General features: G+C 63.5%; 10 protein-coding genes. 3 read left to right on the top strand and 7 right to left on the bottom strand.

Annotated features, from left to right (window positions below):
• Positions 1-111: 111 nt before the first annotated feature.
• Positions 112-1,302, top strand: coding sequence for a glycosyltransferase (locus B3H47_RS03930; protein WP_156053472.1), 1,191 nt, complete (start codon positions 112-114; stop codon positions 1,300-1,302).
• On the opposite strand, the gene B3H47_RS03925 is transcribed toward B3H47_RS03930, so the two are convergent.
• The 6 genes from B3H47_RS03925 to B3H47_RS03900 form a co-directional block, all read right to left on the bottom strand.
• Positions 1,271-1,531: a hypothetical protein gene (locus B3H47_RS03925; protein WP_232054204.1), complete on the bottom strand. Its 261-nt coding sequence runs from the start codon at positions 1,529-1,531 to the stop codon at positions 1,271-1,273. The two genes, B3H47_RS03930 and B3H47_RS03925, sit on opposite strands and share 32 nt — an antisense overlap.
• Positions 1,532-1,579: 48 nt before the next feature.
• Entirely contained in the window at positions 1,580-1,831 is a 252-nt protein-coding gene (locus tag B3H47_RS03920) for a MoaD/ThiS family protein (RefSeq protein ID WP_013107030.1), read from the bottom strand.
• Between the two features lie 68 nt (positions 1,832-1,899).
• Positions 1,900-3,186, bottom strand: a complete 1,287-nt coding sequence (locus B3H47_RS03915; RefSeq protein ID WP_286986120.1) for an NAD(P)/FAD-dependent oxidoreductase — start codon at positions 3,184-3,186, stop codon at positions 1,900-1,902.
• A gap of 108 nt (positions 3,187-3,294) precedes the next feature.
• A complete protein-coding gene (locus B3H47_RS03910; RefSeq protein ID WP_286986119.1) occupies positions 3,295-5,142 on the bottom strand; it encodes an aldehyde ferredoxin oxidoreductase family protein in 1,848 nt (615 codons plus the stop codon).
• Between the two features lie 25 nt (positions 5,143-5,167).
• Positions 5,168-5,644, bottom strand: coding sequence for a 4Fe-4S dicluster domain-containing protein (locus tag B3H47_RS03905; protein WP_013124126.1), 477 nt, complete (start codon positions 5,642-5,644; stop codon positions 5,168-5,170).
• Between the two features lie 239 nt (positions 5,645-5,883).
• Complete coding sequence (locus B3H47_RS03900; RefSeq protein ID WP_013106924.1) at positions 5,884-6,744, bottom strand: ferritin-like domain-containing protein; 861 nt, start codon at positions 6,742-6,744, stop codon at positions 5,884-5,886.
• 132 nt (positions 6,745-6,876) lie between these two features.
• On the opposite strand from B3H47_RS03900, the gene B3H47_RS03895 reads away from it, so the two are divergent.
• The gene (locus B3H47_RS03895) at positions 6,877-7,557 is read left to right on the top strand and encodes an OmpA family protein (RefSeq protein ID WP_013106923.1); all 681 of its coding nucleotides are present in this window, start codon (positions 6,877-6,879) and stop codon (positions 7,555-7,557) included.
• 43 nt (positions 7,558-7,600) lie between these two features.
• Here the strand turns inward: B3H47_RS03895 and B3H47_RS03890 are convergent, their stop codons facing one another.
• A complete protein-coding gene (locus B3H47_RS03890; RefSeq protein WP_286986116.1) occupies positions 7,601-8,965 on the bottom strand; it encodes an HD-GYP domain-containing protein in 1,365 nt (454 codons plus the stop codon).
• Between the two features lie 172 nt (positions 8,966-9,137).
• Between B3H47_RS03890 and B3H47_RS03885 the strand changes: the two genes are divergently transcribed.
• A complete protein-coding gene (locus B3H47_RS03885; RefSeq protein ID WP_286986114.1) occupies positions 9,138-13,127 on the top strand; it encodes a DUF3683 domain-containing protein in 3,990 nt (1,329 codons plus the stop codon).

The raw sequence follows: 13,127 nt of genomic DNA, 5'->3' as shown, positions 1-13,127 counted from the left end.
TTTCTCAATCCGGACTGCGCGAAATTTACAAAATTACCGCTGCACCGTGAAACCATGACGTGGTAATTTCGTCACATGAAGTAGATATCTTCGGGTTCGCTGCAAAACATCATGCCCACAAAAAACATCGATCTGATTTATTTCAACGCCGGAGGCGGCCACCGCGCCTCGGCTCTGGCCCTGGAAAAAAGCATTGCGCAGTCGGGTTTGCCTTGGCAGGTTCGGCTGGTCAACCTCACCGACGTGCTCGACCCGCAGGGCACGCTACGCAAATACACCTTCTCTCCGGAAGACTATTACAACGCCCGATTGGCGCGCGGCCTCACCATCGGCCTGCGGCACGAACTCAAGCTGCTGCAAGGGGCGTTGCGGCTGCTGCATCCCACCCTGCTCAAAATTCTCAAGCTGCATTGGCTGCGCACCGAGCCCGATCTGGTGGTGTCGCTGATTCCCAATTTCAACCGTTCGCTGTTCGAGAGCCTGACGGCCACTTTGCCCGGCGTGCCCTATGTGACCCTGTTGACCGATCTGGCCGATTTCCCGCCTCATTTCTGGATGGAACAGGGGCAAGACCAACACCTCATCTGCGGCTCGGCGCATGCCGTGCAGCAGGCTTTGCAGGCCGGGTTCGATGCCGAGAAAGTGCATGCGACCTCGGGCATGATCATTCGCCCCGATTTCTACGCCGAGCCGGTAGATTTCGACCGGGCGGCCAGTCTGCAGGCCATGGGTTTTGATCCGCAGCGTCCGGTGGGGGTGGTGATGTTCGGGGGGCACGGCTCGCGCAGCATGCTGGCCATCGCCGAGCGCCTGCCCGATGTTCAACTCATTTTCATGTGCGGTCACAACGCCAAGCTGGCGACCAAATTGCGCGCCTTGCCGACTACCGCGCCGCGCCATGTGATGGGCTTTACCAGCGCCGTGGCCGAGGTGATGCGGCTGGGCGATTTTTTCATCGGCAAGCCGGGCCCCGGTTCCTTGAGCGAGGCGCTGCATCTGGGCCTGCCGGTGATCGTCACGCGCAACGCGTGGACTATGCCGCAGGAGCGCTACAACACCGATTGGGTGCGTGAAAATGGCTTCGGCTTGGTGCTGCCAAGCTTTCGCGGCATCGAGGCGGCGCTGCCCGCGTTTCTCGACGATCTTGCCGCGAGCCGCGCGCGCGTGGCCGCGTATCGCAACCGGGCGGTTTTCGAGGTGCCGCAGATTCTGCAAGACATTCTGCGAAGCGCCGAGCAGGTGCAGCTTGATGCGCAGAGCTTGATGGGCGCTACCCCCCGCCTTTTTGAAAATGGGCGGTGAACTGCTGCCACCACGCCCTGCGCTTGGCGGGGTCTGCGGCAGTGAGCGACACCTCGGCCAGCCAGCGTTCGAGCACGATCAGCCCCAGCCGGGTGGGCTCGGCAGGATGCAGGCGGATGTGCCAGTCGCAACCTGCATCATGCCCTGAGTAAGCCTGTGGGCCGTCGGCGCGCAGAGTGGGGAACGCCATCGTCAGCTGCCGCGCAAACGCGCTGCGGGTGATGGCCATATCGAGTTCGCAATGAGCAGGGGCGCCTAGGCCGTACATGAAGTGTGCTCAGCCTCCAGCGACGGGCGGCCAGATCGCCAGGGTTTCACCTTCCTGTAGCACGCGGGTGTCGCGCTGGTCGGGCGCGATATAAACACCATTCACCAGAACCAGATGCACCAGCTTCCAGGGCAGGCGAAAGCGCTCCACCACGTCTTGAATGGTGGTGCCCGGCGCGATGTTGAGTGTGATCTGATGGCCCTGCCGCGGCTGCGGCAGATAGTCCGTCAAGGTGGCCATCAGCTTGAGCGTGATTTGCACGCCAGTCTGAGGCTGAGCCTGGGCAAGAGGGGATGAGGTGGGCGCATCCATGAGGGAGTGACTCGCCTTCAATGATGCACCGTATCGCCGCGACGGTCTTGCGCCTGCGCGCTGGCGAGGTAGGCTTCCATCAGGCGGGTGGGGTCGGCCAGCAGGCGGTCTTTCCAGGCGCCGAGCTTGACCCGGCCTTCGACCAAGCCGCGCAATACGCCGATGTGCTGCGTCGTGCCGATGCTGTTGCTGCCCACCATCACATCGCCCTCGAATTGCAGGCTGAGGTGTTTGTATCCTGCCCGGTCGGTCAGCTCCACGCCTTGCCCTCCTTTCACGCCCTGCCATTGGCCGAAGCTGCTGGAGATTAGTCCCAGGGTGTCGAGCACGTTGATCTGCGTCACTCCGCGCAGCTGGGTGCGCCGACCGGCCATATTCATGGCTGCGACATAAGCCTGATCGACCGCGTTGGGCTGGATGGCGCTGACCATCGGCTTGCCGTAAAGCATGTCGAACGCCTCGGCGCAATCTCCAGCGGCAAAGATGCCGGGAACATTGGTCTGCAGGTGTTCATCGGTGAGCACGCCTTGCAGGCAATGCACGCTAGAGCCTTCGAGAAAACCGATATTGGGCTTGACGCCGGCCGCCGAAATCACCAGATCGGCGGGCAGACGTTCGCCGGTGGACAGGCGCACGGCCAGCGGGGCGGCTATGTCGCTGGGGTTGGATTCGATGGACTCGATGCGCGCGCCGGTGTGCACCGTCACGCCCTTGCCCTGCACCCAGTCGCGGATCATGCCGCCGGCGGTTTCGCCCATCATGCGCGGCACCATGCGGTCGCCCATTTCCACCACGGTGAGCTGCACCCGGCGGCGCACCAGACTTTCCATGATGATGCAGCCGATGAAGCCCGCACCGAGCTGGATGACCCGCGCGCCGGGCACGGCGAACTGGGTGATGGCGCGGGCGTCTTCCAGTGTCCAGCAGGTATGCACCCGCTGAGCGTGAATGCCGGGAATGCGCGGCAGCGTCGGCGTGGACCCGGTGGCGATCAGCAGGGTGTCGAAGGACAGCGTTTCACCGGATTCGAGGGTGAGGGTTTTGCGCGCCGCGTCGAGCGACTTCACCCGCGCATGGCGCTGGCTGACGCCGATCTGCCTGAAGTGCTGCGGGTCTTTGCGCAGCCAGGTGCCGCGCTCGGTGATGTCGCCGTGCAGCAGGTAGGGAATCGCCATGCGCGAATACGGCGGCCCTTCTTCGTCGCCGATCAGGGTGATGGTGTCTTCGGTGGCGCTGTGCTTGCGCAGGGTTTCTGCAGCAACGACACCCGCGGGGCCGTTACCGATGATGATGTGATGTTTCATGGGGTCTGCCTCGATTCCGAGCCGATCTCACGCCGTCCACCATCCCCCCAAACCGTAGGGGAGGTGGTGGGTGCACAACCCTCCCCACGCGTGGGGAGGGGGCTCCAGTCAAAGCCCGAGCCGCGTGCGGGTTTCGGGCTTGAGCGTGCCTTCCGGAGTCCAGCCGCGCAGCTCGTAATACCGGGGCAGCATCTCGGGCAGCTTGTTGGTCAGCCCCTTGGCCGGGCCGGTCTTGGCGGGCTCTTTGAGCAGACGCGGCGGCAAGGTGTCGTCTTTGGCGGTGAAGCCCGCGCGGTTGTTGTAGTCGCGCTCCATGTTCCAGATGCGCTCGCCTATGGTGTTCAACTCGTCCATGGTGAACTCTTCCAGGCAGGCGGCGGCAAGCTGCGGCTGCACGTCGGCCAGCGTCCAGGCGAAACTGGTGAAGAGGCAGATGCCGGCAGAGTCGAACACGGCGGTGGCGTCCTGAAACGCCTTGACCAGTTCGGGTTTGCCGTCGGCCACGAGCGGGTCAGTCTTGACCGGAATGCCCAGCACTTCCGAAGCCACCGTGTAACCGCGCAGATGGCAGGCGCCGCGGTTGCTGGTCGCGTAGGCCAGACCCATGCCTTGAATGCCACGCGAGTCGTAGGCCGGGAACTCTTGGCCCTTGACGCTCATGCTCAGTTCCGGGTGGCCGTACTTGGCCGTCAGGCGTTTGCTGCCCAGCGCCAGTTCCTTGCCGAAGCCCTCGCCGCGGGCGGTGATTTCGGCGAAGTAGGTCAGCGCCTTGGCCGAGCCGAATGGCGCTTCCACGCCGAGTTGTTCCTTGGTCAGCAGGCCCATGTCGTACAGCTCCATCACCGCGCCCACGGTGGCGCCGAAAGTGATGGGGTCCATGCCGTCTTCGTTGCAGAGGAAGTTGGCGTAGGTCAGTGCCTCGAGGTCGCTCACGCCGTTGGCCGAGCCCAACGCCCAGGCGGCTTCATATTCCAGACCGCCCGATGCGCCCCAATACTGCGGCTTGTTCTCGACGCTGAAATGGTGTTCGTCGATCTTGCTGATGCGGCCGCAGGCGATGGTGCAGCCAAAGCACGCCTGGTTGGTGACCAGATTGGGCTTGCCATCGGTTTTGCGCGGCTCGTGCATGGCCTCGCCGGAGATGTCTTTCGCGCCTTCGAATTGCACGTCGCGGTGGTTACGCGTGGGCAGGGCGCCGATTTCGTTGATCACGTTCATCAACACCTGGGTGCCGTATTTGGGCAGACCCTGGCCGGTGACGGCGTTGTCGTGCAGCACTTTTTTGCCTGCGTTGACCGCAGCCATGAACGCCTTGGGGTCGCGCACATTGCCCACGCCCAGGGTGCCACGCACCGCGATGGCCTTGAGGTTCTTGCTACCCATCACCGTGCCCACGCCCGAGCGACCGGCGGCGCGGTGCAGATCGTTGACGATGGCCGCATACATCACCCCGTTTTCACCCGCACGGCCGATGGAGCTGACGCGGATCAGCGGGTCTTGGTGATGGTTCTTGATCCAGGGCTCGGTTTCCCACACGGTCTTGCCCCAGATCGGCGAGGCGTCGAGCAGTTCGGCCTTGTCGTTCTCGATGGACAGATACACCGGCTTGGGCGATTTGCCTTCGACGATGATCATGTCCCAGCCCGCCATCTTCAGCTCGGCGCCGAAGTAGCCGCCCGAATTGGAGCAGGCGATTGCGCCGGTCAGCGCGCCTTTGGTAATCACCGAATAGCGCCCGCCGGTGGACGCCATGGTGCCGGTGAGCGGCCCGGTGGCGTAAATCAGCTTGTTGTCGGGCGAGAGCGGATCGACCTTGGCGTCGACCTCCTCGACGAAATACTTGGTCGCCAGCCCGCGCTGGCCGATGTACTCGCGCGCCCACTGCCTATTCAGCGGCTCGCTCTTGATGGTGCCTTGCGTGAGGTTCACGCGCAGAATTTTTCCGGCCCAGGTCATGGTCGTCTCCTCAATGTGGTTGCGGTCAGGCCGCGGCGTTCTGGTTGCCCAGCTTGTCGGCCCATTGCTGCATGCGCGACAAGCCGGTCCAGCTGGCATCGATATAGGTGATGGCGCCAGTGGGGCAAGCTTCGGCGCAGGCCGGCTCGCCACCGCACAAGTCGCACTTTTGCACCTTGCCGGTATCGGCGACATAGTTCACCGTGCCGAATGGGCAGGCGATGGTGCAGACCTTGCAGCCCACGCAAACATTTTCGAGCACGACCTTGGCGCCCGTGGCGGCGTCGAGTTTGATGGCCTCTACCGGGCAGGCGTGCAGACACCAGGCTTCGTCGCACTGGGTGCAGGTGTAGGGCACCTTGCGGCCAGTCTCATGGAAGTCGAACACCTTGATGCGGCTTTTTGAGGTGTTGAAAATTCCGTAGTTTTCATACGAGCAGGCCATCTCGCATTGCAGGCAACCCGTGCACTTGTCAGGGTCGATATGCAGGGACTTTTGCATCTTGCATCTCCTCGATTGTTATGGACATCTGAGCCACTTGACCGCGCTGCACGCCCGGTACTTACTGCGAACGGGCCTGATGCGGCTTTGACCATCGCAATATAGGCCGTGGTTCTGAAGGGTGAAAGCGGGCGAAATGCTTTGCCCGACTAGGACGCTCGGGTATGTGCCGGAGCGTTATCCACCTGCTGTGCAACGGGAGAAACCACGAAGCTCGCGGCGGGCTTTCGCGCCCGAATTCACGCGGCCATCACCCGCCGCGCCAGATGGGTCAAAGGCCGCTCGATCAAATGCTCCATACGGTGCGGCAGCGCCAGCGGCTTGAGCAGCATCTTCACCGCCTGCTCCATCGGAAGCCGCGCGCCCACATGGTGGTACAGACGTTGGCAGATATGCTCGAAAGGTACATCGCCGACTGCATCGAAGTGGGGCTGGAACAGCCAGACGTGACGCAGCGCGATATCGGAATCGCTGGTGCGCAGTTCAGCCAGCCGACGCTTGAGCGCGCCGAGAATGCGTGCGCGCGACAGATTGCGCTCGGCGTTGATCTCTTTGAAGTAGCGGTAAAAGTGCTTGTAGTGCTGCACCTCGTCGACACGAATGTGCTCGGCCAGTTCGTTGAGAACCGGCTCGCAAGTGAAGTCGCGCAGGGTCTGGTAGTAAGTGGCCGTGCCGGTTTCCACCACACAACGGGCGACGAGCTCCAGTGCGCGGTCGTCTTCAAGTTCTTCGACGGTGCACAGGCGCGAGTATTCGCTGAAAAAAGAAGCGTAGGCTGCCTCCCAGTCGAACTCGGGCCAGACGGTCTGCACATAGGTCTTGAGCGCGCGGCCGTGCTGCAGTTCCTCCGGTTCCCACTGATGCTGCAGCCAGTCGGAAATAGCGGGATAGGCGTCGAAATGTTCGACCAGATTACGGGTGTAGGTTTCCGAGCCCGACTCGACAAAAGAAGCGCTGGCCAGCAGATAGAACAGTTCGACGTTGTCGTGAACCGACTCGGTGCGGATACGCGGGTAATCGATCCAGTCCAGCGTCCAGTGCGGTTGATGGTCTGACGCGCTTCGGCCGGGGGATGGGGATGTTGGAGTGGCGCGGTTCATGAGATGACTTTCTACCCTGTCATGCTTCAAGCATAGACTGAAAATTCGACATCACAGTTCCTCATCCGCCTCCCAACCCGTCTAAACTTGTCACAAGGCATGACCTCTTCACATTGGCACAAGGAGCCCTTCATGAAGTCCCAAAAAACCCTGGCAGTCGTTCTCTCCGCCAGCCTCGTCGCGCTGTCGCTGGGCGGCTGCGCGAACATGAATGAGTCGCAGAAAACCACCGCCTCCGGTGCGGGCATCGGCGCCGCTGCCGGGGCTGTGATCGGCGCTTTGACGGCGGGCGGCAACACCGGCAAGAGCGCCGCAACTGGCGCGGTAGCGGGTGCGGCAGTGGGCGCCTTGGGCGGCTATTTGTGGAATCAGCATCTGGAGAAGCAAAAGCAGGACTTGCAGGCTCAGGCGCAGGCCTCGGGGACGGGCGTGCAGGTCACGCAAACGCAGGACAATCGTCTCAAGATGAACGTGCCGGCCGATGCAGGCTTTGCCACGGGCAGCGCGCAGCTCAACCCGCGCATGTATCCCATTCTGGAAAGCCTGGCCACCGGCCTGAATCAGAACCCTTCTGAAACCGTGCAGGTGTTCGGTTTCACCGACAACACGGGAACCGACGCGATCAACTACCCGCTTTCTGAAAACCGCGCGCTGACGGTAAAGAATTTCCTGGTGTCGCGCGGCGTGGCGCCGCAGCGCGTCACCACCCAGGGCCTGGGCCCGCAAAACCCGGTGGCGAGCAACGCCACGGCACAGGGCCGCGCCGCAAACCGGCGTGTGGAAATTTATGTGGCCATGCCAGCCCAGCGCTGAGACGGTGCCTCTCTGTGCGGTGCTCCCCTAGCAGCGCTGCACTTCAGGCGGCGAGGGCCATGGGTTCCGGTATCGGGCGCTCCAGCAGTTCCACGGCTTTGCACAACGCGTCGAAACACTGGGGGTCGAGTGCGGTGCCCACGGTCTTGGACATGATCTGCAGGGTTTCCGGGATGGGCACGGCGCCGCGGTAGGGCCGGTCGGCGGAAATGGCGTCGAAGATGTCGGCGGTGGTGATGATGCGGGTTTCCAGCGCAATGTGTTCCGCGGTAAGGCGGCGCGGGTAGCCGGTGCCGTCGAGCCGCTCGTGATGCGCGGCGCTGACGCGGGCCAGCTCGGAGAAGGCGCTGATCCGTCCCAGAATGCGCTCGGTGTAGGTGGCATGCATCTGCACGGCCTGCCATTCGGCCGTGTCGAGTTTTCCGGCCTTGTCGAGTATCGCATTGCTCACGCCGAGCTTGCCCACGTCGTGCAGCAGCGCGCCGCGGTACAGCCAGCGGCGGCGCTCGGGCGCGAAATCAAGCTGGGTGGCGATGTGGTCGGCATAGAGCGCCACGCGGGCGCTGTGTCCGGCGGTGTAGGGGCTTTTGGCATCGACAATCTGACCGAAGGCGGCGGCGATTTCGTCCAGATAGTCTTCGTCCAGCGGCACGCAGCATTGCGCGGGCTCCAGTGCGAGAACCTGGTGGTCGAGATCGGGGGCGCGCAGCGTCTGCCAGAAGCCTTCGCGCTCCGAGAGGGCGAGAAAGGCATCGACCAGTGCAGGGTCGAACCAGCCGCCTCGCCGACGGCGGATTTCCTCGCGCGCCTCGGCCGGGCCGCTGGCGGTGAAAAACACATCGACCACCTGCGACAGCAAGGCCAGCCGGGCGTAGAGCGGAATGTGCTCGCCTGTCAGACCTTCGGGTTTGCCGCTGCCATCCCAATGTTCATCCAGTCCGTGGATGCCTTGGGCGACGTTTTCGGGAAAGCGCAGTTGCCGCGCAATGTCGGCGCCGCGCTGGCAGCGGGTCTGAATGAGTTCCTGCGCGATGTCACTGCCATTGCGAAAGATGTTGAGCGTGGCGCGAAAGCGCTCGGCCAGGCCGCTGCGCAGACCCGTGTGATCGAGCACGAAGCGCAGCACATGCGGCAGGCTGCCGTCGAGCAGCTTGAAGTCGCGCTTGAACTGCAGATCGTCGGCGAGGTAGAGCTCGCAGATGCGCGCGGCATTGCTGCTGCAGCCCAGGTCTTTGAGCAGCAGGGTGTAGTACAGCTCCCATTGCTGCGGAGCGGGCAGGCCGATTTCTCGACCGACCGACATGCCGATCCAGGCGCAGCGCACGCAGTGGCCTTCGGGCTGGCCCTCGGTCATGTCGAGCGCGTGACTGAGGGCGCTCATCAGTTCGGCGAGTTTGAGATTTTCCATGCGGACAGCATAGAAGCTAGGGATTTCCCGAGTTTGTTGTGTTGCACCATCTGATCGGCGCTTGCGTGAAATTTGTCACGAAAATGCCCTGAGCGTTGTTCTCATATGGAAATAACAGCCTCCCTACAATGGCGGTTTATCTCCCCCGCTCCGCCTGCCGGACGCCGCTGCGATGAACGCCCCCGCTTCACACGCTCCTGAATTGATGCCCGCCTTGGGCGCAGACGCGGCCGATGCCGCCCCCCGCCTGCGCGAAATTCCGTACAACTACACCTCCTTCTCCGACCGCGAAGTGGTCATGCGCCTGCTCGGCGAGCAAGCCTGGGACTGGCTCAACCAGTTGCGGCAGGAACGTCGCACCGGGCGTTCGGCGCGCATGTTGTACGAAGTGCTGGGCGACATCTGGGTGGTGCAGCGCAACCCGTTTTTGCAGGACGATTTGTTGCAGAGCCGCAAACGGCGTGCCGCGCTGATCGGTGCGCTCGAACACCGCCTGCGCGAAATCGACCGCCGCCGCGACGACAGCGCGCACAGTGGCAACTCGGATGCGCAGCGCGACGCCCTGGTGCGCCAGTTGCTCGACCGCGCCCGTGGGGCCGTAGCCGCCTTCGCCGCCTGGTTCGACGAGGCCGCGGCGCTGCGCCAGCGCGCCCGCAAGGTGCTGGGACGGCACAGCGCGCAGGGCGCGATCCGCTTCGACGGCATGGCGCGGGTGTCGCATGTGACCGACGCCACCGACTGGCGGGTGGAATATCCCTTCGTCGTGCTCTGTCCCGACAGTGAGGACGAGATTGCCGGGTTGGTGCGGGGCTGCATCGAGCTCGGGCTGACCATCATCCCGCGCGGTGGCGGCACCGGCTATACCGGCGGCGCCATTCCGCTGGTGTGGAAGAGCGCGGTGATCAATACCGAAAAGCTCGACCGCATCGGCACGGTCGAATACCTCGAACTGCCCGGCGTGGCCCATCCCGTGCCCACCATCCAGACCCCGGCCGGGGTGGTGACGCAGCGCGTCTCCGACGCGGCCGACGCCGCCGGACTGGTGTTCGCCGTCGATCCCACCTCGGCCGACGCCTCCTGCGTGGGCGGCAATGTGGCGATGAATGCGGGTGGCAAAAAAGCCGTGCTGTGGGGTACAGCCATCGACAACCTCGCGTCCTGGCGCATGGTCGATCCACAGGGCCGCTGGGTGGAGGTGCAGCGGCTCGACCACAACCTGGGCAAGATTCACGATGTGGATGTGGCCCGCTTCGAGGTGCGCACCTTGGCGGCCGACGGCGTGACCTTGCTGGAGCAGCGGCTGCTGGAAATTCCCGGCGTGCGCTTCCGCAAAGAGGGGCTGGGCAAGGACGTGACCGACAAATTCCTCGCGGGCCTGCCGGGCGTGCAAAAGGAAGGTTGCGACGGCATCATCACCAGCGCCCGCTGGGTGCTGCACAAAATGCCGCCGCATGTGCGCACCGTCTGCCTGGAATTTTTCGGCCAGGCGCGCGAGGCCATTCCCAGCATTGTCGAGATCAAGACCTTTCTCGACGCGCGGCCGGGCGGCGCCATTCTGGCGGGCCTGGAGCATCTGGACGACCGGTACCTGAAGGCCGTGGGATACGCCACCAAGAGCGCGCGCGGCACCCTGCCCAAGATGGTGCTGTTCGGCGACATCGTCGGCGAAGATGAAGCCGCCGTGGCCCGCGCCGCCTCTGAAGTGGTGCGCATGGCCAATGCGCGGGTGGGCGAAGGCTTCATCGCGGTGAGTGCCGAAGCGCGCAAAAAATTCTGGCTCGACCGCAAGCGCACTGCGGCCATTGCCCGTCACACCAATGCCTTCAAGATCAATGAAGACGTGGTGATTCCGCTGCCGCGCATGGGCGAATATGTTGATGGCATCGAACACATCAACGTCGAGCTGTCGCTGAAAAACAAGCTGGCGCTGGTAGCCGAGATCGACCGGACGCTGCGCGGCACGCTGCCGCTGGCGCGCAACGAAGAGCTGGCCGATGGCGAGCCTGCGCTGTCCAAGGAAGACCTGGAGGCCAAGCGCGCCCAGGCGCTGGAACTGCTGGCGGCAGTGCATGCGCGCTGGTCGTTCTATCTCGATCAGCTCGACAGGCCTTTGGCGGAACTGCCCGATGCACAGCGCGCGCTGTTGTCTGCATCGCCCGCATTGCTGGCGCTGCCTGCGGGGGCAAGTGCTGAAGACCGCACCCTGTTCCACCTGCTGCAGGATCATTCCCTGCGCGCCTCTTGGAAGGCCGAGTTGCGCAAGCCTTTGGCGGCGGTGTTTTCCGGCGGCTTGTTCGAACCGCTGCGCCGCGAGATCGACGCCATTCATCAGCGCGTGCTCAAGAGCCGCGCCTGGGTGGCGCTGCACATGCACGCGGGCGACGGCAATGTGCACACCAATATCCCGGTCAACTCCGACGACTATTCGATGCTGCAGCAGGCGCACGACGCGGTGGCCCGCATCATGGCGCTGGCGCGCAGCCTGGGCGGGGTGATCTCGGGCGAGCACGGCATCGGCATCACCAAGCTGGAGTTTCTCACCGAAGCCGAGATCGGCGCTTTCCGCGCCTATAAGCGCGAAGTCGATCCCGAAGGGCGTTTCAACAAGGGCAAGCTGCTCGACGATCCGGCGTATCCGGCTGATCTGCGCAACGCTTACACGCCCAGCTTCAACCTGATGGGGCACGAGTCGCTCATCATGCAGCAAAGCGACATCGGCGCCATCAGCGCCTCGGTGAAGGACTGCCTGCGCTGCGGCAAGTGCAAGAGCGTGTGCGCCACGCATGTGCCGCGCGCCAATCTGCTGTATTCGCCGCGCGACAAGATTCTCGCCACCTCGCTGCTGATCGAGGCCTTCCTGTACGAAGAGCAGACCCGGCGCGGGGTGAGCATCCGGCATTGGGAAGAGTTTGAAGACGTGGCCGACCACTGCACGGTTTGCCACAAGTGCGTGACGCCCTGCCCGGTGGACATCGACTTCGGCGATGTCACCATGAATATGCGCAACCTGCTGCGCAAAATGGGCAAGAAGAGCTTCAAGCCGGGCAACGCGGCGGCGATGTTCTTCCTCAATGCAACCAATCCGCAGACCATCAAGCTGGTGCGCAGCGCCATGGTGGACGTGGGCTTCAAGGCGCAGCGCCTGGCCACGCGCCTGCTCAAACCCGTCGCCCGGGCGCAGACTGCGGCGCCTAAGCTCACGGTGGGCAAGCCGCCGATCCGCGAGCAGGTGATTCACTTCGTCAACAAGCCCATGCCGGGCGGCCTGCCGAAAAAAACCGCGCGCGCGCTGCTCGACATCGAAGACAAGGATTTCGTGCCCATCATCCGCAACCCGCGCGGCACCTCGGTGGACAGTGAGGCGGTGTTCTATTTTCCGGGCTGCGGCTCAGAACGCTTATTCAGCCAGGTCGGGCTGGCGACGCAGGCCATGCTGTGGCATGCGGGGGTGCAGACCGTGCTGCCGCCGGGCTATCTGTGCTGCGGTTATCCGCAGCGCGGCTCGGGGCAGTTCGACAAGGCGGAGAAGATCATCACCGACAACCGGGTGCTGTTCCACCGCGTGGCCAACACCCTCAACTATCTCGACATCAAGACCGTGGTAGTGAGCTGCGGCACCTGCTACGACCAGTTGCAGGGCTATGAATTCGAGAAAATTTTTCCGGGCTGCCGCATCATCGACATCCACGAATTCCTGCTGGAGAAGGGCTATAGCCTCAGCCTCGGCGGCGCGGCGGGCGAGGTCAAGTACCTCTATCACGACCCCTGCCACAGCCCGATGAAAACGCAGGAGCCGATGAAAACGGTCAAGGCGCTGCTGGGCGACGGCGTGGTTAAGAGCGAGCGCTGCTGCGGCGAGAGCGGCACGTTTGGCATCTCACGGCCCGACATCGCCACCCAGGTGCGTTTCCGCAAGGAAGAAGAGCTGCGCAAGAACGAGCTGGCGCTGCGCGCCGATGGTTTTGCCGGGGACATCAAGATTCTGACTTCCTGTCCGTCCTGCCTGCAGGGGCTCACGCGGTATGGCAACGATCTGCAGCATGGCTTGCTCGAAGCCGACTACATCGTGATCGAAATGGCGCGTCACCTCATCGGCGAAGACTGGATGGCCGACTACGTCAAGGCTGCGAACAACGGCGGCATCGAGCGCGTGCTGGTGTGA

Source organism: Thiomonas sp. UBA7699, assembly GCF_002482605.1.
GTDB classification, from domain to species: domain Bacteria; phylum Pseudomonadota; class Gammaproteobacteria; order Burkholderiales; family Burkholderiaceae_C; genus Thiomonas; species Thiomonas arsenitoxydans.
Note: the sequence above shows the minus strand (reverse complement) of the source record. Positions and strands in the feature narration are given on the sequence as shown.

Excerpts from the sequence above, each read along its gene's own strand:
- B3H47_RS03895 (WP_013106923.1), top strand. The coding sequence starts at position 6,877 with ATGAAGTCCCAAAAAACCCTGGCAGTCGTTCTCTCCGCCAGCCTCGTC.
- B3H47_RS03890 (WP_286986116.1), bottom strand. The coding sequence starts at position 8,965 with ATGGAAAATCTCAAACTCGCCGAACTGATGAGCGCCCTCAGTCACGCG.
- B3H47_RS03925 (WP_232054204.1), bottom strand. The coding sequence starts at position 1,531 with ATGGCCATCACCCGCAGCGCGTTTGCGCGGCAGCTGACGATGGCGTTC.
- B3H47_RS03930 (WP_156053472.1), top strand. The coding sequence starts at position 112 with ATGCCCACAAAAAACATCGATCTGATTTATTTCAACGCCGGAGGCGGC.
- B3H47_RS03910 (WP_286986119.1), bottom strand. The coding sequence starts at position 5,142 with ATGACCTGGGCCGGAAAAATTCTGCGCGTGAACCTCACGCAAGGCACC.
- B3H47_RS03885 (WP_286986114.1), top strand. The coding sequence starts at position 9,138 with ATGAACGCCCCCGCTTCACACGCTCCTGAATTGATGCCCGCCTTGGGC.
- B3H47_RS03915 (WP_286986120.1), bottom strand. The coding sequence starts at position 3,186 with ATGAAACATCACATCATCATCGGTAACGGCCCCGCGGGTGTCGTTGCT.
- B3H47_RS03900 (WP_013106924.1), bottom strand. The coding sequence starts at position 6,744 with ATGAACCGCGCCACTCCAACATCCCCATCCCCCGGCCGAAGCGCGTCA.
- B3H47_RS03905 (WP_013124126.1), bottom strand. The coding sequence starts at position 5,644 with ATGCAAAAGTCCCTGCATATCGACCCTGACAAGTGCACGGGTTGCCTG.